The organism is Streptomyces sp. NPDC014801 (assembly GCF_043082085.1).
Classification (GTDB): domain Bacteria; phylum Actinomycetota; class Actinomycetes; order Streptomycetales; family Streptomycetaceae; genus Streptomyces.
Window position 1 is genome coordinate 1 of the sequence record NZ_JBIBXG010000021.1, and the last position, 24743, is coordinate 24743.

Sequence of the window (24743 nt, forward strand, 5' to 3'; positions counted from 1 at the left end):
CTGATCGCCTCGCAGGGCGACGTGGTACGCCGCCACGCCCTCATCGCCGCCGGCTGGCCGCACGGAGCGCAGGTCAGCGACAACACCCTCGACTCCTATGTGCGCAGGCTGCGGGCCAAGCTCGGTTCGCTGGGTGTGGCCGAGCACCTGGCGACCGTCCGCGGCGTGGGCTACCGATGGCAGTGACGGGATTCCGTAAGCGGGTCGTCGCGCTCACTGTGCTGATCGCCACCGCCGTGGTCGCGATCCTGGTCGTCGTCTCGCACGTGCTGCTGAGCCGGGTGACGGACACCGACGCGCACGAACTGGCGCGTACACGCGCCGAGGCGGTCGCGGCGAACGTCACCGCCAAAGGCGGCCGTGTCGTACTGACGGAGAGCGGCAGCGAGGCGCTGGACGAGGTCGCCTGGGTGTATGCCGACGGCCGGCTGATCGACGGGAACGTGCCGCCGAACGTGGTCGATCGCGTCGAGGAGCTGGCGGACTCGGGGCGATCACAGACCGCGTCGGTCGGCGATTACCTCCTGTACGCGCGGAAGGTCCCGATCCACGGCCACCACGCCATGGTGATCGCCCGGGTGGACCTCACGCCCTACGAGACATCCGAGCGGCGCAGCCTGACCTTGTCCCTGATACTGGGCGGCCTCACGATCCTCTTCGCCGGCGGTGTCGCACACCTCGTGCTGCGCCGCGCGCTGCGGGTCGTGCACGAGATGGCCGCCCTCGCCGACGACTGGGGCCGGCACGAACCCGGGCGCCGCTTCAACCTCGGCGACCCCCGCGACGAGTTCGGGGAACTGGGGCGGACCCTGGACCACCTCCTGGAGCGCGTCGAGACCGCGCTGGCGGACGAGCGCCGGCTCACCGACGAGATCGCCCACGAGCTGCGGACACCGCTCACGGTCCTGCGGGCCGAGGCGCAGCTGGCGCAGCTGTCCGGCGAACCGGTTCCGACGGAAGCGGTGCTGAGCGAGGCCGACCGCCTCGATGCGGCGATCACGACGCTTCTGCGTGCCGCGCGCGCACGGACGGACAAGGGGACCCGGTGTGATCTGCGGTCCGCCGCGCGGCAGGCGATCGCCGGCCGCGCGGTCGAGGTCGCCTTCCCCGAGAAGATGGAGGTCGCCGTGGCGGCCGACGTCGCCGTGGCGCTGCTGTCACCCCTGCTGGACAACGGCCTGCGGCATGCGAAGTCCCGAGTGTGGATCACCGCCCGCCTCCAGGGCAAGGCCATCGTGGTCGACGTCCTGGACGACGGCCCCGGATTCCATGCCGACGACGTCGAGCAGGTCTTCGAGGCGGGGGTGACCGGCGGCGGCGGGTACGGGCTGGGGCTGCCCGTGGTCCGGCGCATCGCCGCCTCGGCCGGTGTGGGGGTCCGCGCGATCGCAGACGGCCGCGGTCATGTCGAAGTGACACTCCCGGCCGCGCGGGCGACCGCGTAGTCAGGTTATGTGCAGCTTCCCCGCGTAAACCTCCCCGCATGACAACGACAACGGAAGCACGCACCCGCAGCGGGCGCCTCATGCTCAACAAGGTTCCCGAAGTCACCGTCTGGTTCTGGGTGATCAAGGTCCTGTGCACCACCGTCGGGGAGAGCTTCGCCGACTGGATCAACATGAAGCTGGGCGTCGGCCTGGTGAACACGGCCTGGATCTTCACCGCGGTGTTCGTGCTGGTCCTGGCGGTCCAGCTGCGGCTGAAGCGCTACGTTCCGTTTCCCTACTGGCTGACCGTGGTCGTCGTCAGCGTCACGGGCACCCTGTACACCGACATCCTGACCGACCAGCTGAACGTTCCGCTGTGGATCAGTTCCGCGGTCTTCTCGGTGCTGCTCGCGGTGGTCTTCGGCGTGTGGTGGGCGTGTGAGCGCACGCTGTCGATCCACTCGGTCACGACGCTTCCGCGGGAGTCGTTCTACTGGCTCGCCGTTCTCGTCACCTTCGCGCTCGGCACCGCGACCGGCGACTGGACCCTCGAGCTCACCGGCTGGAGCCCGGGCGTCTCGGTCCTGCTGCCGCTCGGCCTCATCGCGGCGATCACGCTGCTGTGGAAGTTCGGCGCCAGCCCGGTACTCTCCTTCTGGCTCGCCTACATCCTGACCCGCCCGCTCGGCGCGAACATCGGCGACTGGCTCGCCTCCCCCAAGGTCGCCCAGAACCCGGGCGACCCGACCGGTCTCGACCTGGGCACGTTCACCACCAGCCTGATCTTCCTCGGTCTGATTCTGGCGACGGTGGTCTACCTGACAGTGACGCGCTCGGACGTGACCGAGACTCACGAGGCGACCCACGCCGCAGCGGTCACCGGCAACCCGCGCAAGGAGCGCACCGCGCTGGCCGGCTTCGGACTGCTCGCCGTCGCCACCGCGGGCCTGCTGGCCTGGGCCCACGGCCAGCCGCACGCCGGCCCGGCGCCGGAGGAGGACAACACCTCCGCCGTCCAGATGGATCCCGGCCAGGCGGTGAAGAAGTTCCCGCCCGCGAAGGTCGCCGCACTGAAGACCCTCGTGTCCACCTCACTCAAGGACGCACGCTCGGGGAACACAGCCGCGGCGCACGCTGCCGCCCAGAAGCTGCGTGACCTGTGGGACGCCGACCAGGCATCGCTGCAACCGCTGGACCAGACCGGCTGGACCTTCATCGACGCCCAGATGGACAAGGTGCTGGGGACCTTCGGCATCGATCACGCGAATCCGCCGATGCCGCCCGCGCAGCAGGAGAAGGAACTGAACACCCTCCTGACGGACATGGGCTGACACTGCCCGGCCGCGCGGCAGGCGGGGCAGATGACCTGGGCATGGGACCCATAGCGCACGGTGAGTCCCTGGCAGGGCGCGCAGTCGCCGACTTGGCTCGGTCGGCAGCCGAGGATCAGCGCCGCGGTGGCCCGGTCCGTACCAGTGGCAACAGCGGCCCGCGGGATGAACGGGTACCGCGCGCTTCTGCTGGCTGATGGCCTCCGCGTCGGGTCTGCACGCCTTGTGACTGCAGGGCGTTGGCCTTCGGCGCGAGGCATGTTCGCCCGGCTTCCCCGCCGAAAGGGAAGCCAGGCGCTGGCGCAGGCTATCTGGGCGTGCCAAAGGGCGGCTGGCAGTGTGCTGAGATCGGCTCGCCCGGCTCGTTCATCCCGCCGGCCGCTGCTGTGGGGTGAGCGCCGCAGCGGCCGGGGATCATCACACCTCTCGATTCGCTCTCGATCGCAGAACCAGGTCATTCCAGTTTATTCCGCCCATATGAGAGTGCCACCCCCTGCACCATGGCTGCGCGTAGCCCTGTGGGCTGTACCCGCCACTCGGACGCTGCCCTAAAAGAGGCACGTCAGGCGGGTGAGGGAAAGCATGGGCGGCATGGAGCCTCGGCTGCGCTGTGACGACGCGCTGCTCATCCTCGGGGGCGAGGAGATCGCCGTGGAGGTTGATCTCGGGCTCGTCCTGCCGGGCCGCGGCTTCTGGGGCGGTGTCCTGCGCCGGATCCCTGCCAGCCTGGCCGCCGAGGTGCAGACGGCCGACGAAGTGCGCCTGCGCCTGTCCAATGGCCAAGAGCGCCGTATCCGCCCCCTGACAGGCCGCGGCGACAGCTTGTCCGCAGTGTTTCTGGGGGAGGGGGGCTGTGCCGTTTTGATGCACAGGCGCCCGGCGTCGCTGTGACGACGTGAGGGTCCCGCTGGCCGCCGCCGTCGGGGACCGCCGTCGACGACGGCCGGGGATCTTCACACCACCCGGTTCATCCATGACAGAACGGGTGATTCCATTTTATTGCGGGCGTGGGGGAGTGCCAGCAGCGAACAGGCGGGGCGCTGAGGGTGCGGGCCCCGGGAAAGATCGGCCATGACAGCTCCGGGGCCCGCTGGTGTGGAGTTGCCCGTTCAACGATGCGGCGCTGCAAGAGGTCACACCCTGAGGGTGAGGACACATGCAGCCGGTCTTTGGAAAGCTCGCCGTCATGGATTCGCGGCCGGTGAGCGTCGAGCCGCCCAACGGTCAGGGCGGCCGCCTGGTGCGCATTGACGGTGCGCCCGTCGGTCAGGCCTACGGCCTGTGGGACCTGGTCGTCTTCCTCCACCGCGCCGGACTGAGCGACGGCCTCGCGAACGAGGACGAGATCGCAGCGTCCGACCAGGTCGAGTGGCTCGGCTTCGGCCCCGAGCGATGGGAGCCCTGACCCGCGCCTGCTGACCCCCTGAAGGCCGGCCCAACCCGGCCTGGAGCGTGACCATGCCCCCGCACCGAGGGTGCGGGGGCATGGTCATACGCGCGGACGGTTACGCGCGGCGGACTGGTGAAGAGGCAGTGTTCCACCCCTGCACTATTCGAGGCCGGAAGCGAGTGCTGAGAGTCTCGTCCTCTGCGGTCGCAGGGGACGGGCACCGTCCTGCCGGGCAGCCGTTACCGGGTGCCCGGCAGGGTCTGGTCAGTTCTCGGCCTTGATCTTCTTCATGGTGAGGTGGGACTCCAGGCGCAGGACGGCGGGGTGGCCGGTGAGCTTGTCCATGAGGAAGGACTCGTAGGCGGCGTTGTCGGCGACCGCGACGCGGATGAAGTAGTGCGGGCTTCCGTACATCCGGCGTAGCTCGACGACCTCGTCGTGGGCCGCGATCGTGGCCTCGAACTCCTCGATCGTCTTGCGGGTCTGGGCGTAGATCTCGACGTTGACGAGGACTTCCATGCCCCGGCCGGTCACCTCGGGGTCGATGACGGCCCGGTAGCCGGTGATGACGCCTGCGTCCTCCAGCCGCTTGACCCGCCGCAGGCACGGTGGCGGTGTCAGGCCCACTCGCCGAGCGAGTTCGACGTTGGTCAGCCGACCGTCCTGCCGCAGGTGAAACAGAATGTCTCTGTCGATCGCATCCAGAGGTACTTCATTGCTCACGCGAGCATTCTACGGGCCTGATCGGCAACCATATGAGGCGCATTTCTTCCTAGCATTGCGGCATGGGAACACATCCGGTCGGGGTCGCCGACCCTCTTCGGCCTGCCCGCGCACCGCACCGGCCGCGGTCCGAAGTCCTGGCCGCCTTGAAGGACTCCGCCTCGGTCGGCCTGGGCCTGTTCCCGATGGGACTGGCCTTCGGCATGCTGGCCACCCACTCCGGACTGCCCCGGTGGACCGCACCCCTCTTCTCCGCCGTGATGTACACCGGCACGCTGGAGTTCCTGCTCATCCCCATGGTCATCGCGAACGCCCCGCTGCTCACGGTCGCCCTGACGACGCTGCTGGTCAACGGCCGGCACGCGTTCTACGCGCTGTCCTTCCCCCTGCACCGCGTCAACGGCCGCCTCGCCAGGCTCTACAGCACCTTCGCGCTGAGCGACGAGGCGTACGCCATGACCACCGGCGGTCAAGCCGGCACCTGGTCCAGCAGGCGCATGGTGTCCTTCCAGGCGTTCAACCACCTCTACTGCGTCATCGGCGCCCTCGCCGGTTCCCTGCTCGGCTCGCTGATCCCGCCGCGCATCACCGGCCTGGACTTCGCCATGACCGCCCTGCTGGCCGTCCTGGCCCTGGACGCCATCCGCGACCGCCGCCACGACCTGCCCACCCCGGCCCTCGCCCTGCTGGCCGCCCTCATCGCCCGCCTGCTCGCACCCCAGCAGATGCTGCTGTGCGCCTTCGGCCTGTTCACCGGCGGCCTTCTCCTGCGCCACTTCACCACCCGCACCAGGACCAGCCATGCCTGACACCCGCTACCTGCTCGCCGTCGCCGCCGTCTGCTGCGCGATCACCTGGGGACTGCGGGCCCTGCCTTTCACCGCCCTGACCCCACTGCGCTCCAACAAGGCTGTGCAGTACCTCAGCACCCGCATGCCCGCCGGCGTCATGGTCATCCTCAGCCTCTACACCCTGCGCACCCTGCCCTTCACCGAGGCCCGGGCCGTCGCACCCCTGGCGGGCCTGACGGTCACCGTCGCCCTGCACCTGTGGCGCCGCAACGCCCTGCTCAGCGTCTTCGCCGGCACCGCGGTCTGCGTCGCCCTCTCCAGCACCCTCTTCGTCCCCTGACCGGCCCCCGGACCCGCTCGCCACGATGGCCAGCCCTTCCGGGACACAACAACCGCGACTCCACCCAGAATGAGGAGCGATTTCCCGTGCAGAACATGGCGGTCAAGGTCGTGGTGACACCCCTGCTCATAGGCGGTGCCAGCCTCGCCGGGCGCCGCTTCGGCCACCAGATCGGCGGCTGGCTCGTCGCCCTGCCCCTGACCTCCGGGCCCGTCGCGTTCTTCCTCGCCACCGACCACGGCACCACCTTCGCCGGCCACGCCGCCACCGGCATGCTCGCCGGCACCATCTCCCAGCTCGCCTTCGCCCTCGCCTACCGCGTCCTCGCCCCCCGCGGCATCCCTCGCGCGTTCACCACCGGCTGCGTCGCCTTCGCCGCGGCCACCACCGCCCTGGCCTTCCTGAACTGGCCCGCCGTCCCCACGTTCCTGCTCGTCGCAGCCGCCCTCGCCGCCAGCATCGTCCTCATCCCGCGCACCGGCCCCACCACCGATCCCGCCGAAGCCACGAACCCTCCGGGCTGGGACATCCCGCTGCGCATGACCGTGGCCACCCGTCATGGGCATCATCGCCCTCGCCCCGCTCATCGGCCCCCACCTGGCCGGACTGCTCTCTCCGTTCCCCGTCTTCGGCGTCGTCATGGCCGTCTTCACCCACCACGCCCACGGCCCCGGAGCCGCCGCAGCCGTCCTCGACGGACTCGTCATGGGACTCGCCGCACCCACCGTCTTCTTCCTCACCCTCGCCATCACCCTCCCCCCGCTCGGCCTGCCCGCCTTCGCCGTCGCATCCCTCGCCGCCCTGGCCACTCAGGCCGCAACCATGTTCGCCATCCCCCACGACGTCGGCACCGCCACCCGTTAAACAGCACGACATCCGCAGACGCGATCACCAGCCAGTCGTCGCTGCTGAAGACGTCGAGCCCACTCACGATTGAGACGACGTCAGGTGCCCGGTTGCGTGATTGCGCGAGCGGCGAGGTAGTCCGCCCAGCTGTCCTGTGCGAAGCGGGCCCACCTGTGCGCAGCGTCAGGGTGAATGCCGAAGAGGTCGCTCGCAATGATCGGGGGCAGGCCGGCGACCGCTTCGATCACGGAGGTGTTGCGTCCGCGTCAGCAGCAGGAGCGATGAGACCGGCGAGCGCCCCCGCCGCGACAGCAGCTGTCATCAGTCGTGTCATAACTGCTCCCCCACCTACGGGGACAGGGCACGGACGATCACCCGCAAGGGGTGCAGCACCTGGCAGCCACGCAAAAGGCCGGCGCCCTCAGTCCGCCGAAGCGGGTGGCACGGGCGCCGGCCAACCGAAACCCAGCCGAAGCAGGGAGTCACCACCCAGTGTACGGGGTGCGGCGCCCCCTTACCGCCCCCAAAGCGCATGCCACGGCCACAAGCCACCCTGCGGTGAGGCGCGGCGAAATTTGGACCCTCCCCGACGGCTGCGACGTTGCTGATCGTCTCCCTGAGCGGCCTCGAAGAGGCCTACGGCGCGGTACTCGCGATCGTCCTGCACCCCTCAGGCCGTTACCCCGATACAGCCATGTCCGTCGTGGTGGGTGATCCCGTCCCGGCGACCGCCGTCGCCGTCAACCTCCAGCAGCTGCGCAGCACGCGCTTCGAGGGCGCGACCTGCCGCGGCCCGGTCCCCGCCGAGACCATGGCCCGTGTCGACCAGGCGCTGCGCGCCGTCCTTGACCTGTAGTCGCAGACCGGTTTAGGCCGGCCGGCGAGTGCCTGCAGACCTGGACGACGTATTCGACTGCCCGTCATGCTGATCGGATGTTGCGAGGTGGATGGCGACCGTGGCGGAAGCGCCGACCCGTGCAGGAGCAGGGGGTGGCCGCGCGGATGAAAGAGTTCTACGACTCGCTCACGAAGCAGGAGAGGGCGTCCCTGCAAGAAGTCGCACGCAAGTATGGCCGTGAGCTCTATGGCCGCTACGAGACACTCCTGAGCGAGAAGGCCACTTCGACCTCCCCCTACTACGTAGGCCTGTCCTCTGAGATGGGAAGCTTCACGCATGTCACCAAGCGGGTCGTTCTGGTCACAGACACGATGCTGCTGTCCGATCACGGCGTGGGAGCAGTCCACGAAGTCGGGTACAGCCGTCGAGTGACCGGAACAGCGACGCTACCCCCGCACGGGGCGGGGGAGCCCGGCATGCAAATCTCCCACTACGAGGATTACCGCTACGGGATGGTGACGAAGGATCTCGCCGAGTTAGGGCAGTGGCTCCTCGACGCCGAACCTCTGCTGCGCAGTGGTCTCGTCTGGTACGGGCCGGTCTTCGTACGAGGGGAGACCGGAGACGGTACGACCGTGTTCGGTGAGCACAGCCCGGCCGGCCCGTTGCCTTCATTCCAGAGCAGTTCGATCGACTACCTCGTGAGACACGGGCGAGCTGTGGATCTGTCGAGAGCCAAGCCCCTCGCCAGCCGGGTGGTCCGGCCGATCCTGGAGATCGACCTGCCCTTCATCGACGGGCTCAACCTGAGCGACTTCGCTCAGGTCACCAGCGAGGAGTTCGACTCCTACCGCCAGTACCGCGACTTCATGCGCTCCCGGCTCCTCGAACTCGACGACGCGCTGGAAGCGGTCGACTCCCAGGTGGCCGTGGAACGCGTCGCGCTCTCCATTCGAGAAGAAGTGAACGCGGCCACCGCGGAGATGAGGAAGACGACCCGGTCCGAGGCCCTGAGCCGCTCCGGTGCCGTGCTGGGCACCACAAGCGCCATCCTGGCTGCCGTCCGCCCCGAGGCGCTCCAAGGAGCGCTCGCGACCAGCGCAACCCTTGCGGCTGGAGCAACTGGCCTGTGGCCTACGATCCAGGCATTCGCAGAAGGCAGGACGAAAAACACTCAGGGCAAGTGGCACTACGTCTGGGTCCTGCAGAGGAGAGCTGCTCGCTGACCGCTGAGTCCTGCCGAGCTGTTCTTCGCAGTGCTGGCCGCAAGGGCACCGGCCGTTTCAGGGCCACCCGGTCGGCTGTGAAGCCGGAATGGCCTGACCGGTACTCGGGCGCAGGGCGGCGAAATGGCTGGCGCCCTTAGGGCCTGTCCGATGGGTCGTATGAGCTGATCAGCGCCGTGGCCTAGTGTTCGTTGAACGAAGGGGGCCGCATGTCACGCGATAGAGCCGTAGCAGAGGCGGGGATGAGGGGGATCACGTTTCCTGCCTGGCACGGAGAGCACTACGTGACCCTGGCTGAGGTGCTGGTTCGGCTCGGCAGCTTCGGCCTGGACCTGACGTGGCGCATTGAGTTCGGCGAGATCGTCGATCCTCGCTGTGTCGAGATGGAGAGACGGTCCGCCGACGCCGGCATGGACACGTTGACGCTGTTGTCGTTGACGACCCCCTTCCTCCAGTTGATCGACGCCGTAGCACGTGGGTTCGCCGGGGACGAGCTGGTGCTCGTCCTGACCGAGTTCGACAGCTCCTCGTGGGATGTCAGGGCTGTCGACGAGCGCGTACTCACCGAACTTCGCCAGCACTACCCGGGTGCCGAGGATCTCTGAACAGGGCATTTCACTCCGGACGCAGCCATATGCGGATCGCCGCGACGGTGACCGTTCCGTGGAAGACGTACGCCCGTTTGTCGAAGCGCGTGGCGACGGCCCGGAAGTTCTTGAGCCGGTTGATGGTCCGCTCGACTTCGTTGCGGCGGCGGTAGATCGCCTTGTCGAACCCTGTGGGTCGACCGCCTTGGCTGCCGCGGCGCCGACGGTTGGCCCGCTGGTCTCTCGGCTCGGGGATCGTGTGCTTGATCTGACGTCTGCGCAGGTGACGCCGGTTGCGGCGTGACGAGTACGCCTTATCCCCTCCAACATGGTCAGGCCGGGTGCGCGGTCGTCCACCAGCCTGCCGGGGCACGCGGATCTCTTCCAGGACGGGAATCATCTGCGGTGTATCCCCCCACTGGCCGGGCGTGATGACAAACCCGAGCGGGCGACACCCGCCTTCCCCGGCAAGGTGGATCTTGCTTGTGAGCCCACCTCGCGAGCGTCCCAGGGCCTCATCGGGACGGTGACGTGCCGGGCTCCTGCGCCGACCCGGGTTCTTCGGGGCACGGGTGGAGGCGCCGGCCGCATGCTGATGAGCGCGGCATGTCGTGGAATCGACACTGACCATGCTCCAGTCGATCCGGCCCTCGGCATCGGCGTCGGCCTGGACGGCCCGCAGGATTCTCTCCCACGTGCCGTCCGCCGACCACCTGCGATGACGGTCGTGGACCGTCTTCCAACTACCGAAGCAGGGAGGCAGGTCCCGCCAGGGGAGGCCGGTCCGCTGCCGGAAGAGAATCCCGCTACCTCGCAGCCATCACCCTCGCCAGCACACTCCTCTGGCTGAGACGTGATCGACAAGACGCTGCCTAGGGGCACCGTCCATGCTCACGACGCTACGGCGCCGCCGCCCCCAGCGCCCGGGGACACCGGCCGGACAGCGGGCCGCGCCCGCCTGGCGGGCGGACGCGGCAGTCCGCCGCCCTGCTGGGCGTCGCGGGAGGGGGCCAGCGCGCTGCGGTGCGCGATGCGCAGACCCTGTTGCGGCCACTGATACGCGCGGGTGCCCTTCGAGCCGGATCCCTCAGCATCCACCAGCACCTGGTAGACGACGCGGCCGTCGGACCAGACCTGCCTGGTCCCTACCTCGGCCCGCCGCCAGCGCCCCGCCGACATCACCCACAGGGCTGGCGGATCTGTCGGATGCCAGGTCCACACGATGGGCTCGCGCCCGTCCTCCGGGCGCCACGGCCGAGCCGGCACCGCATCCGGAACCGCGCCGCTCATCAGCGTGAGCCGCACAGGATCAGGACGATGAGCAGTAAGAACGTGGCCGAGCAGGAGGCTGTCGAGTCGGCAGCGGCTGTGCCGGCGACGGCCGTGGATGACCAGCTGATCGACGAGCTGGTGAGCAGGGCCCAGGCCGAGGGTCTGCAACTGACCGGTGTGGGCTGCTGCAGCAGCTGACCAAGCGGCTGCTGGAGTCCGCTCTTGAGGGCGAGATCACCGAGCACCTCGGCTATGACAAGCACGATCCGGCGGGCAAAGACGGTGGCAACTCCCGCAACGGCAAACGCTCCAAGACCGTGCTGACCGATGTGGGGCGTTGTGGGTGCTGTTTCGGCGTGTGGTGCCGCCTACTGAGGTCAAGCGTCCGCAGGGCGTGGGCCGGTCGTCGGGCAGGTGACCGTGAAGCTCTGGCCGCGATCATCTTCGTGGCGACGTCGGGCTGCACTTGGCGGCAGCTGCCGCCGGTGTTCGGACCGGCCTGGCCCACGGTCTACTGGTGCTTCGCCCAGTGGAGCCGGGGCCGGGTCTGGGCCCGGTTGTATCGGGTCGTGCTCGATGAACTCGGTGCCCGACGTGAGCTTGACTGGTCGCGGTGCGCGATCGACTCGGTCAGCGTCAGGGCTGCAAAAGGGGGCCTTTGACGGGACCGAATCCGACCGATCGCGGCAAGCTGGGATCGAAGAACCACCTGATCACCGATCGCAACGGGCTGCCGTTGTCTCTGGGTATCTCCGGTGCGAACATGCACGACAGTCTGGCCTGGAGCCGCTCGTGCGCGGGATCCCGCCCATCCGCTCCCGCTGCGGCCCGCGCCGTCGGCGCCCGACGACAAGGGCTACGACTACGACCACTGAGTCGATGGCTTCGCAGCCGTGAGATCTGTCACTGCATCGCCCGCAAAGGCGTCGAGTCCTCACAGCGGCTCGGCCGTCACCGGTGGGTGGTAGAGCGGACCGTGTCCTGGCTGGCTGGCCGGATGCTGACCGCGGAGAGGATCTGGGGCTCTCTGACCTCGTCGTTTCGCTATAACTGGCGGCAGGGGTCGTGATAGCGTTCAAGTAGTACAAATGACTGAGTCAATTCCGGGAGGGTTGGATGGCGCACGTGTCGGCTGATGCTCGGCGGGAACAGCTGATCGAGGCGGCTGTGCGGGTGATCGCTCGCGAGGGTGCCGACAGGGCCACCACCCGGAAGATCGCCGAGGAGGCGAGGGCGCCTCTCGCTTCCCTCCACTACTGCTTCCAGAACAAGGAAAACCTCCTGCTCGCCGTCTTCACGCAACTCTCCGGAGAGATGCCAGTCGAGGCCGATCCGCCCGAGGACGAGAACGTGAGCCTGGGGCAGGTCATGGAGCGGCGCATGACGCGCGCCATGCAGTGGACGGTGGAGAACCCCCTCCGCGTGCGGGCCATGATCGAGGTCACCCTGTGGGCCGAGCGCAACGACCCTGAGCTTTCCGTCACCTTCTACGAGGGCTTCTTCAAGTCGTCGGAGGCGGACCTGCGCTCGTCCGGGACGGCGCTCCCGGACGAGGAGCTGCAGTCGCTGGTGAGGGTCGGGATGTCCATCGTCGACGGCCTCTCGCTGCAGTTGCTCACGAACGGGGACAAGGAGCGCGCGCTGCGCGACACGGCGACCGCCTGCGCGATGCTGAAGGCCTTCCTGGACGAGAGCGAGCGCAACACCGTCTGACCGCGCGGCGTTGTCGGACGCCGGAGCGGTTGCGGAAACACCGTCGCCAAGAGCGCATCTGTCCTTCGGGCACAGCCTTAATCCAGCTGTATGCAGGAGAGTTGGCCGTCGGCGTACTGGCGGCGGAGGACCTTCTTGTCGATTTTCCCCACGCTGGTCCTGGGGATCTCGGCGACGACGGCCCAGCGTTCCGGGAGCTGCCACTTGGCCCAGTTCCCGGCCAGGTGTTCCCTCAGCGCCGCGGCGTCGGCCGGCTCACCGTCCCTCAACACGATGGCCGCGCAGGGTCGTTCGTCCCAGCGCTCGTCGGGTACGCCGAAGACGGCCGCCTCGGCGACGGCGGGGTGCGCCATGATGTCGTTCTCCATGTCGATGGAGGAGATCCATTCGCCACCGGACTTGATCACGTCCTTCGCGCGGTCGACGAGGGTGAGGAACCCGTCGGGGCTGATCCGGCCGACGTCACCGGTACGCAGCCATCCGTCGTCGAACGATTCGGCTTCGACCGGCTCGTCGCTCGGGCTGTAGTAAGACCCCGTGATCCAGGGGCCTTTCACCTCCAGTTCACCGATCGACTTCCCGTCGTGGGGTACGGGAGCGCCGTCGTCGCCCTTGAGGCGGAACTCCATCAGCGGCGCGAACCTGCCTTGGCTCATCCTGTAGCGCCACAGGTCATCACCGGTCGCACCGGCGGGCGGGTGGGCGACTGTGCCCACGGACGACGTCTCGGTCATCCCCCAGGCGTGGACGACCCTGATCCGGTGCTTTTCTTCGAAGGTTTTCATCAGCGTGGGCGGCAGGGCCGATCCGCCCACGACGACCTCACGGAGGTGGGTGATGTCCTGCGGGTGGGTGGCGAGCCTGGCGGCAAGCCCCGTCCAGACGGTCGGTACGGCGGCGGCGTGGGTCGGCCGCTCCGCCTCCATCATGGCAAGCAGCGGCTCGGGCTGCAGAAAGCGGTCGGGCATGAGGAGCGACGCCCCGGAGAGCATGGACGCGAACGGCAGACTCCACGCGTTGATATGGAACATCGGCACGATCGCCAGGCATCTGTCGCGTGTCGACAGCCCCATCGCGGCCGGAGTGGTCACGTGCATCGCGTGCAGGAAGAGCGAACGGTGGGAGTACACCACGCCTTTGGGGTCGCCGGTCGTGCCCGAGGTGTAGCACATCGCCGCAGCCGAGCGTTCGTCGAGCACAGGGAAGTCGTACACGTCGGGCCGGGCCTCGAGGAGCGCCTCGTAGCTGTGCACCTCGACCCCGCGGGGCGCACGGAGGCCGGCCGCTTCACCGTTCACGACTATCACGTGGCGCACGGTGCGGAGCCGGGGGAGAGCTTCCTCGAGAGCGGACGTGAGCGATCCGTCCACGAACACCACGCGGTCCTCGGCGTGGTTGGCGACGAACACGAGCTGCTCGAGGGAGAGGCGGATGTTCAGGGCGTGCAGGACCGCGCCCATGGCGGGGACCGTGACGTAGGCCTCCATGTGCTCGGTGTTGTTCCACATGAACGTGGCCACCCGGTCGGAAGCGTTGACCCCGAGGCCGCGTAGGGCATTCGCCAACCGCGCCGCGCGTGCGCCGAGTTCACCGAACGTGCGGCGACGTGCCGCCGATCCCGTCCAGGTCGTGACGGTGGCGTCGGCGTGTACGGAGGCCGCGTGTCGCAGCAGTTTGGCGAGTGACAGCGGCCCGTCCTGCATCGTGCTCAGCATTCCTTGCTCCTTGGCTGGGGGCGCCGGGTCGGCGACGAGAGGTGCGCAGCAGCTGGGCCTGCCCGGCCACGGATGAAGAGGAGGAAGAGATCGACGCGGCCGGGGTTGACGCTGGCCCAAATGTGAGCGAATGATTTGGACAACAGATCTAGTCATGTGACTCTACTCAACTTTGCGAGGCCGTCGCAATGCCCTGACGAAGGGCGGCCGGGGTGCCCGGCCATGTGCTGCGGAGCAGGCCCGACGTGCTGAAACGCATTGTGTGATCAAGGTTGGAAGTGACTTGTGGACCGAACCATCGAGCACGTCGACGTAGTGATCGTCGGCGCCGGCCTCTCAGGTATCGCGGCAGCGGTCGAGCTGAAGGCGCAGCACCCCGGCCGATCGTTCGTGATGCTCGAGGCGCGCGCCGACATCGGGGGCACGTGGGACCTGTTCCGGTACCCCGGGATCCGGTCCGACAGCGACATGTTCACGTTGGGGTACGGCTTCAAGCCGTGGACCGCCGAGAAGTCGATCGCCTCCGGCGAGGCCATCCTCGACTACCTGAACGAGGCCGCCGACGAAAACGGCCTGAGGCCGCACATCCGCCTCGAACACCGGGTCCTCGGCGCCGACTGGTCGCATGACGACCGCTCCTGGACCCTGGAGATCGCAGGCCCCACCGGTCGTACGTCCGTGGCCTGCTCGTACCTCTACATGGCTGCGGGCTACTACGATCACGACCGCGGCCATATGCCGGAGTTCCCAGGCCAGGAGGCATTCCGTGGACTGATCGTCCATCCGCAGAAGTGGCCGGCCGAACTGGACTGCACCGGAAAGCGCGTCGTCGTCATCGGATCCGGCGCCACCGCGATCACACTCGTTCCGGCCCTTGCGCGGGCCGCTTCGAAGGTCACGATGGTGCAGCGGTCGCCTTCCTACGTGGCCATCGACTCCGATGTCGACGAGCAGGCCAACCGGCTGCGCGCGGACGTGGGAAGCCAGGAGGCGTTCCGACGGATCCGCCTGCGCAACCTCCAGGACCAGCAGGCGAGGTACCAGTTCGCCCGCATGAACCCCGAGGCCTTCAAGAAGCCCCTCTTCGACGACATAGAGCAGATCGTCGGCCGCGGCTGCCGTGAGAGGCACTTCACCCCTGCCTACGAGCCCTGGGACCAGCGCCTGTGCCTGGTGCCCAACGGGGACCTCTTCCACGCCATCCGGGACGGCAGGGCGGACGTGGTGACGGGGCACATCGAGACCTTCACCGAGGACGGCCTTCGCATGACCTCCGGCGAGGAGGTGCAGGCCGACGTGATCGTGACCGCGACCGGCCTGCAACTCGTCACCCTGGGGAAGATCCGGTTCAGCATCGGCGGCGAGCCGATCGACTTCTCGAAGACCTTCACGTACAAAGGGGTCGCGTTCGGCGGGGTCCCGAACCTCCTGATGGCCTTCGGTTACCTCAACTCTTCCTGGACGCTCCGCCTCGAGCTGGTCAACCGGTTCTGGAGCTCGTTGCTCAGCAGGATGGACGAGCTGGGTGCCACGGTCGTCACGCCGGTTCTGCGCGACGAGGACCAGGGCATGATGAGGGAGCCCTGGCTCAAGGACGTCTCCTCGGGCTACCTCGTACGCCACATGGACGAGATGCCGGCCCAGGGCGACCGCGAGCCGTGGGTCAATCCCCAGGTCCATGAGCAATTGGAGAACCTCCTGAGCGCCCCTTTCGAGGACGGTGTTCTGCGCTTCGCATAGCTCCACGGACGGCCAGTTTCCATGCGGCCATGTGGTTGACACCCACGCTTTACCGGCACTACCTTCAGGTCAAATGACTCAGTCGGTTGAGCCGGTCATTTGGGCGTGATTTCGTGAACGGCGCCGGCCCTCGTGTCCGGCCGTCAATGATTGAGGTGAGTGCCCGTGAATGGCGCTGTGAGAATCGAGACCGAGACGGATCCGACTCCGCTCGTCCTCTCGCTGGCGAGGGTTCTTCGCGAGAGTGCGGAAATTTCCGAACTCCGTGATCTGCTTTCGGGCTTGACCGGTGCCGTGGCTCTGAGGTCGGGGCTCGACTCCCAGGCCGCGACCCTGGCCTTCGCGGACGGTGGCGTGCACGTGCACCACGGCGTGGACGAGGGGCTCGAAGCGATCCCCCTCGTGCCCTTTTCCGAGTACGCGCTCGCTACGACGCACGACTCGCTCGCCTCGGCGGTCGAGCAGCTTCTGAACCCGCCGCTCCCGGCGTGGCGTGACGCCGCGTCGTCCTTCTGGGCGGCGAACCAGGGCTCAAAGGGGTTCCCCGAGGGGCTCCGCGTCGTCTGCCAGACAGAGGGGCGGGAGGCCCGCTTCGGGGAGGACTCGGGGGCGGTGTACGAGGTGCATGGCCCCGCGGACGCGCTGGCTGCGGCGTTCAGCGGCCGCGGTGACTCCTTTCTTTTCGCCATCGCGGCCGGCGTCACGGTCGTCGGCGGGGTGGGGCAACTGTCGGCGATGTGCGGCGCGCACTGGAAGGTGAGATTCGGTGGCTGAAATGACCATGGACGAGCTCGACCGCTGGCTGAGTGAACACGGCATCACTTCGGTCGAGATCCAGGCGACCAACCTCGATGGCGTATTCGTCGGAAAGACGCTGTCACGGGAGAAGTTCCTGAGTGGTATCGAACAGGGATTCGCCTTCGCGGACGTCGTGTTCGGCAACGATCTGGACAGTGTCCCGGCGGTCGGTATGGCCTTCCCTTCCTGGCGCGGCGAAATGGAGGATGTTTTCCTTCGCCCCGACCTCCACACGATCTGCGTGTGGAAGCCGGGCAAGGCGGCCGTTATCGGCGACTTCTGGACCCATGACGGCACCCCGGTCTCCGTCTGTCCGCGCAACCTGCTGCGCCGGGTCGCGGCCGACGCCCGGCAACTCGGTTTCACGGTCGACACCGCCGTCGAGATCGAAGCGACCGTCTTCGAGGAGTCGATACGCGAAGCCCGCGCCAAGGGCTACGAGAACCTCACTCCGCTCGGCGGCACCAGCGGTAGCGCCTACGTGCTCGCCAGGGACGCGGCATGGCGCGCGTACCTGGAGCGGGTGGAGGAGCGGCTGCGGGACATCGGCATCGACTGGGAGGCCTGGAACGACGAGGCCGCCGCAGGCCAGGTCGAGGTCAACGTCGCGGTGGGCGATGTCGTCGCGGTCGCGGACCGGTGGGCCCGGTGCCGCCAGGTGATGCGCGAGGTGGGCCACGAGCTCGGGCGGACCGTGACGTTCATGGCGAAGTGGTCGGACGCCTGGGGCCAGGCGTCGCACCTGAACATCTCCCTGGGGACACAGGAGGGGAACGCCTTCTACAGCCCCGACGGCGCCTCCGCGGTCATGGGCCGGTTCATCGGCGGCCTGATGCCGGCGATGGCGGGCACGACGTCGATCGCCCTTCCCTTCATCACCTCCTATCGCCGGCTCGTCCCCGCCGAGGGACCGCCCACGACCGTCACGTGGGGAGTCGGCAACAAGACGACCGCGGTGCGCGCCGTCGTGGGCCACCCGAAGCAGTCCCGGATCGAGTACCGCGTGCCCGGTTCGGACGCCAACATGTACCTGGTCAGCGCGGCCGTCCTCGGCGCCGGCCTCTTCGGGGTCCGCAACGGACTCGAACCGCCCGCCCCCTTCACCGGCATGGCCTGGTTCCTCCCCGACGGGGAGCTGATCCCGGCGAGCATCAGCCAGGCCACCGCCGCCCTGGAGGCCGACAAGATCCTCCCCGAGGCGCTCGGCCAGGAGTTCGTCGACTACTGGCTCGGCACGCGCCGCTGGGAGTGGATGTCGTTCCACACCATGGGCGGGGGCGACCCGGACTGCGGGATCACGCCGTGGGAGCGCAACCGATACTTCGAGCTCGCATGAGCACCCGGATCACAGCCGCCGTCCTGAACACGGCGCCGGGCCTCCTCGAGATCGAGGAGCTCGTGATCGACGACCCCGGACCGCACGAGGTCCTGGTGAAGGTGGCGTACGCCGGTCTGTGCCACTCGGACCTGCACGAGATCGACGGAACCTTCGAGTCGCAGCCGCCGATCGTCCTCGGTCACGAGGCGGTCGGCCGGGTCGTGGCCGTCGGAGCGGGCGTCTCGGAGTTCGCTCCGGGGGACGCGGTCGTGACGTGTCTGTCCGTGCACTGCGGCACCTGCGAGTACTGCGTGACCGGGCGACAGACCCTGTGCATGAACCGTGCACGGCTCCAACAAAGGCGGCCCCGGCCGCGGTTGACCAAGCCCGACGGCCGGCCGGTGCGGCCGACCGCCGGCATCGGCGCCTTCGCGGAGATGACCCTCGTCCACAAGAACGGCCTGGTCGCCGTCCCGGACGACATCCGCCCGGAGACGGCGAGCGTGCTCGGTTGCGCCGTCACCACAGGCATGGGCGCGGTCCTGCACAGCGCCTCAGTGCACACCGGGCAGATCGTCGCCGTGATCGGCCTCGGCGGGGTCGGCTTCGCCGCCGTCCAAGCCGCACGACTGGCGGGCGCGGCGCAGATCATCGGGATCGATGTCGTGCCCGGCAAGCTGGACCGGGCCGTCCGGTTCGGCGCGACCCACGTCGTCAACGCGAGAGAAGCCGACCCGGTCGCGGCGGTACGGGAGATCACCGGAACCGGCGTGCACCACGCGTTCGAGGCGGTCGGCTCGGGCGCCACGGCCGGGCAGGCGTTCGCCATGCTCCGGCCGGGGGGCACCGCCACCGTGATGGGCATGATCCCGGACTCACAGCCGGTTCGGATCCGAGGGGCGGAGCTGTTCCTGGAGGAGAAACGCATTCAGGGCTCGTTCATGGGCTCCAACCACTTCAAGGTCGACATCCCGCTGTACGCGCACTTCAACCGCGTGGGCCTGCTCCAGCTCGACGATCTCGTCACCACCCGGTGCGACCTGGCCACCATCAACGACGGATTCAAGGCCTTGGCGTCCGGTCAGGAGATTCGCGTCGTCGCCCGGGTCGGAGAGATGTGAACATGAAGCCGCTGATCGGAATCACGGGCCGCCGCCTGAGCCTGGGCATGGTGAAACGGACATCCCGCCGCTTCCAAAACCAGTTCACCGACTCGTACTTCAGCGCGTTCGGCGACAACGTGGCCGCCGCGGGCGGCATCCCGGTCAACCTGCCGTTCCGGGCCGACGCCGAAGCCGTCGTCGATCGCCTCGACGGACTCGTCGTCACCGGCGGGCAGGACGTCCACCCCTCCCGATGGGGCGGCAGCGCCCGGGTCGACCCCACGGTCGACCCGCGGTGGGACCACGATGCGCCGGACCTCGCACGAGACGAGTACGAGGCGGCCCTGATCACGGCCGCGCTCCGGGCGAACGTGCCGATCCTCGGCGTCTGCCGAGGCCACCAGCTGCTCAACGTCGTGCTCGGCGGCACCCTCGTCGAACACATAGAAGAGGACCGGATCGTCCACGCGTCCCAGAACCACGCACCGGACGACGGCGACGGTGAACACATCGTCAGCTTCACGCCAGGAACCCTCGCCCACACGCTCTACGGGCCCCAGCGCGTCGTCAACTCCTGGCACCACCAGGCGGTCGACCGTCTGGGCCGGGGACTCAGCGTCATGGGCACCACCGCGGACGGTGTCGTCGAGGCCATCAGGCTCGACGACAGCCCGGTGGTGGGGGTGCAGTGGCATCCCGAGTGGATGGCCTCGTCGGACCCCCTCTTCGACTGGCTCGTCGCCGTTTCGGCGACGAGCGCCCCCAGCCCCGCCCTGAAGGGAGGCGCGACGTGGTGAACACGGAGCGGACGGGCACCGCGCGGTCGCTGGACGACTGGCTCGCGCTCAAGAGCCGGCTGAGCCTGCCGCGCGGCATGTGGGTCAACGGCGAATGGGCCGCATCGCGGTCCGGCCGGACGGCAGCGGTCATCAGCCCGCGCGACGGACTGCCGTTCGCGGAGGTCCCCAGTGCGGCACGCGACGACGTGGACAGGGCCGTCCAAGGCGCCAAGGAGGCGTTCTCGTCCCGGGTCTGGGCGGGCCTTGAGCCACGCGAACGCGGAGCCGTGCTGATCCGCTGGGCCGACCTGCTCGACCAGCACCGCGACGAACTGGCCCTGCTGGTCGCGCTGGAGATGGGCAAGCCGGTCACGGTGGCATGGTCCGTCGAACTGCGCACCGCCATCAACACGGTCCGCTGGTACGGCGAACTCGCGGACAAGCTGATGGACGAGTCCCCGCGGGGCCGCAACGGTTCCGTCGCCCTGGTGACGCGGGAGCCGCTGGGGGTGGTCGGCGCGATCACGCCGTGGAACTTCCCGATGACGCTGTCGATGTTCAAGATCCCCGCCGCACTGGTCTCGGGAAACAGCGTCGTCGTCAAGCCCGCCACGCAGACGCCCCTCTCCCTCCTGCGCGCGGCGGAACTCTCCGCCGAGGCAGGCCTGCCGGCCGGAGTGCTCCAGGTACTCACCGGCAGCGGCGCGACGGTCGGCTCGGCGCTGGCCCTGCACAACGACGTCGCCACGGTGACCTTCACCGGCTCGACCGAGGTCGGAAAGCAACTGCTGACCTACGCCGGGCAGTCCAACGCGAAGCCGGTCTGGCTGGAGCTGGGAGGCAAGTCCCCCAACCTCGTGTTCCCCGACGCACCGGACCTGGACGAGGCGGCGCGGATGGCCGCCTGGGCGATCTCCTTCAACAGCGGGCAGATGTGCACGGCCGGTTCACGGCTTCTCGTGCACGAGGACATCCGCGACGACCTGGTCGCCAGGGTCGTGGACCACCTCGGCCGACACAGGGTCGGCGACCCGCTGGACCCGGAGACCACGATGGGGCCGCTGGCGTACGAGCGGCACCGTGACGACGTCCTGGACGAGGTGCGCAAGGGCATCGCCGAGGGGACCCGACTCGTCCTCGGATCGGACCGGAAGAGGACCGACGGCCTGTACGTGGACCCGGTGGTCTTCGTGGACGTGGACCAGGACAGCCGCCTCGCCCAGCACGAGATCTTCGGCCCCGTCCTGGCGGTCACGACGTTCCGGGACGACGCGGAGGCCGTCGCGATCGCCAACAACTCCGACTACGGACTCGGGTCCGCGATCTGGACCGGCGACCTCGCCCGGGCCCACCGGCTGTCGCGGGACATCCAGGCCGGCCTGGTCTGGGTCAACTGCTACGAGGAGGGCGACAGCTCGGTGCCGTTCGGTGGCCGGAAACTCTCCGGCCACGGGGCGGACCGGAGCCTCCACGGCCTGGAGAAGTTCACGACCTTGAAGACGACCTGGATCGAACTCGCCTGACCGGTCGCGCAGTCGATGCGCAGCCATGTACAGCCGGCGGGAAGAGCCGCAACGCCCGCGGTTGACCGAATGGTCGAGCAACCGGGGTTCGAGTGGAGGAAGAGGACACATGACAGCACAGAAGAAGGCCCAGGCCCTGACGTCGGTGGCGGCCGACACGTCGGCCGAGGAGATCCTGAAGATCGTGGCCCGCGACGGCGGCGTCATCATCAAGGGCCTCTTGACGCAGGACCAGATCGACCGCTTCAACGCCGAGATCGATCCGCCCCTGCAGGCGCTTCGCCCGGGCTCGACCCACGAGAACGAGCTCGTGGCCGAGTTCCACGGCAGCAACACCAAGCGACTCACGAACCTGGTCACGCACAGCCCCACGTTCCGCAACGAGATCATCGACCACCCCTTGGTCCACGAGATCAGCGACCAGGTGTTCCTCGAGGAGTCCGGCACGTACTGGATGACCACCGCGCAGGTCATCGAGATCGGCCCCGGCAACAAGGCCCAGATGCTGCACCGGGACCTGGAGAACTGGTTCCCGTTCATCGGCATGGGACCCAGCGGCCCGGAGGTCACCGTCAACTTCTTGGTCGCCCTGACCGACTTCACCGAGGAGAACGGCGCCACCCGCGTCATCCCCGGAAGCAACCACTGGAGCGACTTCGAGGACCGGGGCACTCCCGAGCAGACGATTCCCGCGGTCATGAAGGCCGGAGACGTCCTGTTCATCAGCGGCAAGACCGCGCACGGCGGAGGGGCGAACCAGACCGACGACCAGTACCGGCGGGCCGTGGCCTTCACGTTCAACGCGGGCTATCTCACCGGCGAGGAGGCCTACCCGTTTCTGGTCGACATGGAGATCGCCAGGACGCTCTCGCCGCGTGTTCAGCGCGTGCTCGGCTTCCGCTCCCAGTACCCGACGGGCTCGCCCGGCCTGTGGCAGGTCGACTACGCCGACCTGGGCGACTACCTCAAGCTCTGAGAGCGGGCCGGTCGCCTCCCGCGGCCTCGCCGCCGACGCCTGAGGGCGAGACGTCCCGCAGGAGGCCTTGTGCGGGCCCACTGCGGGACGCCGGCGAGGCCTGCCTTTTGTCCCTGCCCCGTCGATCGACGAGGCACCGGAGACGGCGCCCGTTGTCCCGTGTGTGCCCGAAGGAGGCACTCGAACATGACCGAGGCAACCGGTGTCGTCGTCGGACTCGGCGCCACAGGCATCGCCATAGCCGGGTCACTGGTGAGCCGGCGCGACTGCGAACTGTTGGGCGCACTGGACATCGGGGTGGAGAAGGCCGGGGTGCCCCTCGCCGACCACGACGCGGGTGCGCCGCGCGTCCCCGTGGTCTCATCCGTCGCGCAGTTGCCGTCCGCGGATATGGCTGTCGTGGCCCCATCGCCCTGGATACACGCGATAGAACCGACCCTCACCGCCCTGATCGCGTGGGATGAACGTCGTGTCGATCTGCGAGGAGTTGCGGGATCCGACCCGGAGCCCCGCGCAGGCGGTGGCTCGCCTGGACCGGCTCGCGCGCGAACACGGTGTCTTCGTGCTCGGCAAACGGAACGCAAGGGGCAGCACACCGTCGTCGCCGCGGGAACCGTGTCGAGCGTCCTGCACCGGGCACGGGGACTGATGCGGGGCGAGCCCGTCATCGAGCCGGTCATCCGATTCGGCATCTCCGTCCCGGACGACCCCGTCGAACGGGGGGCGACGGACTCCTCGTCGTCGGCCGTGAGCAGACGATCGCCGTTGCAGTGCCCGGCGGGTTCGAGAGCTTCCTGTCCACCGTTGCCACGGCTTCGAACGCTGTGACCGCGGTCGTCGATGCGATGCCCGGTTTCCGCACCGTCGAGGTCCTGCCGGTGGGCGCCCTGGCCGGCAAAGGCGCGCGCACCGCGGCCTGAGACCCGTCATGCGGCGCCCGGTGGCACTGGGCGCCGAACCACCACCGGAACAGCGGTGCCTTCCCGGGCGACCGGATCCGGTGACCGAGAAGGGAAGAACATAGGATGGGCCTGGAGTCATCGCGCATCGCCTTCGAGCGAGCCCGGCGCAGCGTAGGGGGAGGGGTGGGCTCCGGCCTGCGCGCGGCGATGCGCCCGCATCCTCTCTTCGTGAGCAGATCGTTGGGAGCCCACGTCTGGGACCTGGACGGCGATCGCTACATCGACTACGTCATGGCGTGGGGGCCCCTCGTCCTGGGACACGGCGACCCCCGCGTGGTGGACGCCGTACGCGAGGCGGCCACGCGCATGCAGGTCGTCGGCACCAGCCACGTCCTCGAGTACGCGGCTGCCGAGGCCGTGCTGGAGGCGGTGCCGCACGGCGAGCGCCTGCTCTGGAGCAACACCGGGACCGAGGCGGTCCAGGTCGCGCTGCGCCTGGCGCGGGCGGCCACAGGGCGTCGGCGGGTCGTGAAGTTCGCCAGGAGCTACCACGGTTGGCACGACACGGTGTACGCGGGCTTGAGTGACACCGATGTGAGTGGGAGCGCCGCGCCGGCCAGCAGGGGCCAGAGTCCGAGTGTGCTCGACGACCTGGTGGTGGCGCGGTTCAACGACGTGGAGATGATCGACCGCATCCTCGCGGAGGCCGTCGAACGGGACATCGCCGCGGTGCTCATCGACCCGATCATGAGCAACGCCGGTGTCGAATCGCCCGCGCCGGACTTCCTGCAGACGTTGCGCTCCCGCTGCGACCGGCAGGGAGTGGTGCTCATCTACGATGAGGTGATCGCCGGCTTCCGGATCGCTCGTGGCGGCGCGGCCGAGTTCTTCGGGGTGCGGCCCGACCTCTCCGTCTTCGCCAAGGCCATGGCCGGCGGCTTCACCCAGAGCGCCGTCGTCGGTCGAGCGGACCTGATCGACCAGGTCACCGAGGGTGTGGTGCACGCCGGCACATTCAACGGGAATCCCGTCGCTTTGGCCGCCGTCCAGGCGACGATGGGTGTGCTCGCGGACCCCGCCGTCTATCGAACGCTGGAGAGCGTCTCCGCCCGGTTCGAGCTCGTGATCGGTGACCTGCTGGCTTCCGCCCCTCAAGCCGCCCGCCTCAAGCGAGTCGGTTCCCTGCTGCAGTTCGATCAGGCCAGCGATACCACCAGCCTCCACGGGGCCGGCGGTCTTTGGCCACGGATTCTGGAGGGGATGCTCGCATGCGGCGTGATGTTCATGCCCTCTGGCAAGATCTTCCTCAGCACCGCCCACAGCCAGAGGGACATCGACGCCACCGCCGACGCCCTCGAGAAGGTCCTGGGGCAGCTGGGAGGGGGCGCCCGCGGCTGAACGGCCG

The 24743-nt window shown here is 68.6% G+C and carries 23 protein-coding genes and 3 pseudogenes; 23 read left to right on the forward strand and 3 right to left on the reverse strand.

Features of this window, described 5'->3' with window-relative positions; genetic code table 11:
- The 5 genes from ACF1AL_RS37300 to ACF1AL_RS37320 form a co-directional block, all read left to right on the forward strand.
- On the forward strand, positions 1 to 186 hold a 186-nt coding region (locus ACF1AL_RS37300; RefSeq protein WP_391780896.1), incomplete at its 5' end, for a helix-turn-helix domain-containing protein.
- Complete coding sequence (locus tag ACF1AL_RS37305; protein WP_391780897.1) at positions 177 to 1445, forward strand: sensor histidine kinase; 1269 nt, start codon at positions 177 to 179, stop codon at positions 1443 to 1445. The genes ACF1AL_RS37300 and ACF1AL_RS37305, both read left to right, overlap by 10 nt.
- A gap of 38 nt (positions 1446 to 1483) precedes the next feature.
- The gene (locus tag ACF1AL_RS37310) at positions 1484 to 2758 is read left to right on the forward strand and encodes a hypothetical protein (RefSeq protein ID WP_391780898.1); all 1275 of its coding nucleotides are present in this window, start codon (positions 1484 to 1486) and stop codon (positions 2756 to 2758) included.
- A gap of 582 nt (positions 2759 to 3340) precedes the next feature.
- Positions 3341 to 3649, forward strand: coding sequence for a hypothetical protein (locus ACF1AL_RS37315; protein ID WP_391780899.1), 309 nt, complete (start codon positions 3341 to 3343; stop codon positions 3647 to 3649).
- 265 nt (positions 3650 to 3914) lie between these two features.
- Positions 3915 to 4163 carry a hypothetical protein gene (locus tag ACF1AL_RS37320; RefSeq protein WP_391828709.1) on the forward strand — a complete coding sequence of 83 codons (249 nt, stop codon included), beginning with the start codon at positions 3915 to 3917 and terminating at the stop codon, positions 4161 to 4163.
- A gap of 249 nt (positions 4164 to 4412) precedes the next feature.
- Here the strand turns inward: ACF1AL_RS37320 and ACF1AL_RS37325 are convergent, their stop codons facing one another.
- Positions 4413 to 4871: an Lrp/AsnC family transcriptional regulator gene (locus ACF1AL_RS37325; protein WP_391780901.1), complete on the reverse strand. Its 459-nt coding sequence runs from the start codon at positions 4869 to 4871 to the stop codon at positions 4413 to 4415.
- A gap of 62 nt (positions 4872 to 4933) precedes the next feature.
- On the opposite strand from ACF1AL_RS37325, the gene ACF1AL_RS37330 reads away from it, so the two are divergent.
- From ACF1AL_RS37330 to ACF1AL_RS37355, 6 genes are all read left to right on the forward strand, one after another.
- Positions 4934 to 5680, forward strand: coding sequence for an AzlC family ABC transporter permease (locus ACF1AL_RS37330; RefSeq protein ID WP_391780902.1), 747 nt, complete (start codon positions 4934 to 4936; stop codon positions 5678 to 5680).
- Positions 5673 to 6002 (forward strand): branched-chain amino acid transporter permease, encoded by a 330-nt coding sequence (locus ACF1AL_RS37335; protein WP_391780903.1) that lies wholly within the window; start codon positions 5673 to 5675, stop codon positions 6000 to 6002. The genes ACF1AL_RS37330 and ACF1AL_RS37335 overlap by 8 nt, the downstream gene beginning before the upstream one ends.
- 558 nt (positions 6003 to 6560) lie before the next feature.
- The gene (locus ACF1AL_RS37340; protein ID WP_391780904.1) at positions 6561 to 6866 is read left to right on the forward strand and encodes a hypothetical protein; all 306 of its coding nucleotides are present in this window, start codon (positions 6561 to 6563) and stop codon (positions 6864 to 6866) included.
- Between the two features lie 583 nt (positions 6867 to 7449).
- The gene (locus ACF1AL_RS37345) at positions 7450 to 7704 is read left to right on the forward strand and encodes a hypothetical protein (RefSeq protein ID WP_391780905.1); all 255 of its coding nucleotides are present in this window, start codon (positions 7450 to 7452) and stop codon (positions 7702 to 7704) included.
- 134 nt (positions 7705 to 7838) lie between these two features.
- Positions 7839 to 8912, forward strand: coding sequence for a hypothetical protein (locus tag ACF1AL_RS37350; protein WP_391780906.1), 1074 nt, complete (start codon positions 7839 to 7841; stop codon positions 8910 to 8912).
- 284 nt (positions 8913 to 9196) lie between these two features.
- Positions 9197 to 9517 (forward strand): hypothetical protein, encoded by a 321-nt coding sequence (locus ACF1AL_RS37355; RefSeq protein ID WP_391780907.1) that lies wholly within the window; start codon positions 9197 to 9199, stop codon positions 9515 to 9517.
- A 10-nt stretch (positions 9518 to 9527) separates the two neighbouring features.
- Here the strand turns inward: ACF1AL_RS37355 and ACF1AL_RS37360 are convergent.
- Positions 9528 to 10307 (reverse strand): annotated as a pseudogene (locus ACF1AL_RS37360) (IS5 family transposase); the annotation flags it as partial.
- A 509-nt stretch (positions 10308 to 10816) separates the two neighbouring features.
- On the opposite strand from ACF1AL_RS37360, the pseudogene ACF1AL_RS37365 reads away from it, so the two are divergent.
- From ACF1AL_RS37365 to ACF1AL_RS37375, 3 genes and pseudogenes are all read left to right on the forward strand, one after another.
- Positions 10817 to 11106 (forward strand): annotated as a pseudogene (locus tag ACF1AL_RS37365) (transposase); the annotation flags it as partial.
- 2 nt (positions 11107 to 11108) lie between these two features.
- Positions 11109 to 11765: pseudogene (locus tag ACF1AL_RS37370) on the forward strand (IS5 family transposase); the annotation flags it as partial.
- 131 nt (positions 11766 to 11896) lie between these two features.
- On the forward strand, positions 11897 to 12484 hold the full coding sequence (locus tag ACF1AL_RS37375) for a TetR/AcrR family transcriptional regulator (protein ID WP_391828711.1): 588 nt from the start codon (positions 11897 to 11899) through the stop codon (positions 12482 to 12484).
- Between the two features lie 77 nt (positions 12485 to 12561).
- Here the strand turns inward: ACF1AL_RS37375 and ACF1AL_RS37380 are convergent, their stop codons facing one another.
- Positions 12562 to 14199: a long-chain fatty acid--CoA ligase gene (locus ACF1AL_RS37380; protein ID WP_391780909.1), complete on the reverse strand. Its 1638-nt coding sequence runs from the start codon at positions 14197 to 14199 to the stop codon at positions 12562 to 12564.
- A gap of 315 nt (positions 14200 to 14514) precedes the next feature.
- Between ACF1AL_RS37380 and ACF1AL_RS37385 the strand changes: the two genes are divergently transcribed.
- The 9 genes from ACF1AL_RS37385 (at position 14515) to ACF1AL_RS37425 (ending at position 24736) form a co-directional block, all read left to right on the forward strand.
- Positions 14515 to 15939 carry a flavin-containing monooxygenase gene (locus ACF1AL_RS37385; RefSeq protein WP_391828713.1) on the forward strand — a complete coding sequence of 475 codons (1425 nt, stop codon included), beginning with the start codon at positions 14515 to 14517 and terminating at the stop codon, positions 15937 to 15939.
- 177 nt (positions 15940 to 16116) lie between these two features.
- A complete protein-coding gene (locus ACF1AL_RS37390) occupies positions 16117 to 16713 on the forward strand; it encodes a hypothetical protein (protein WP_391780911.1) in 597 nt (198 codons plus the stop codon).
- A 1-nt stretch (position 16714) separates the two neighbouring features.
- Positions 16715 to 18073 (forward strand): glutamine synthetase family protein, encoded by a 1359-nt coding sequence (locus ACF1AL_RS37395; RefSeq protein ID WP_391781035.1) that lies wholly within the window; start codon positions 16715 to 16717, stop codon positions 18071 to 18073.
- Complete coding sequence (locus ACF1AL_RS37400; RefSeq protein WP_391780912.1) at positions 18070 to 19176, forward strand: Zn-dependent alcohol dehydrogenase; 1107 nt, start codon at positions 18070 to 18072, stop codon at positions 19174 to 19176. The genes ACF1AL_RS37395 and ACF1AL_RS37400 overlap by 4 nt, the downstream gene beginning before the upstream one ends.
- A gap of 2 nt (positions 19177 to 19178) precedes the next feature.
- A complete protein-coding gene (locus tag ACF1AL_RS37405) occupies positions 19179 to 19955 on the forward strand; it encodes a gamma-glutamyl-gamma-aminobutyrate hydrolase family protein (RefSeq protein WP_391780913.1) in 777 nt (258 codons plus the stop codon).
- A 77-nt stretch (positions 19956 to 20032) separates the two neighbouring features.
- Positions 20033 to 21460, forward strand: a complete 1428-nt coding sequence (locus tag ACF1AL_RS37410; protein ID WP_391781036.1) for an aldehyde dehydrogenase family protein — start codon at positions 20033 to 20035, stop codon at positions 21458 to 21460.
- Between the two features lie 109 nt (positions 21461 to 21569).
- A complete protein-coding gene (locus ACF1AL_RS37415) occupies positions 21570 to 22436 on the forward strand; it encodes a phytanoyl-CoA dioxygenase family protein (RefSeq protein ID WP_391780914.1) in 867 nt (288 codons plus the stop codon).
- Between the two features lie 770 nt (positions 22437 to 23206).
- Positions 23207 to 23356, forward strand: a complete 150-nt coding sequence (locus tag ACF1AL_RS37420) for a hypothetical protein (protein ID WP_391780915.1) — start codon at positions 23207 to 23209, stop codon at positions 23354 to 23356.
- Between the two features lie 105 nt (positions 23357 to 23461).
- A complete protein-coding gene (locus tag ACF1AL_RS37425; RefSeq protein ID WP_391780916.1) occupies positions 23462 to 24736 on the forward strand; it encodes an aspartate aminotransferase family protein in 1275 nt (424 codons plus the stop codon).
- Positions 24737 to 24743 lie beyond the last annotated feature (7 nt).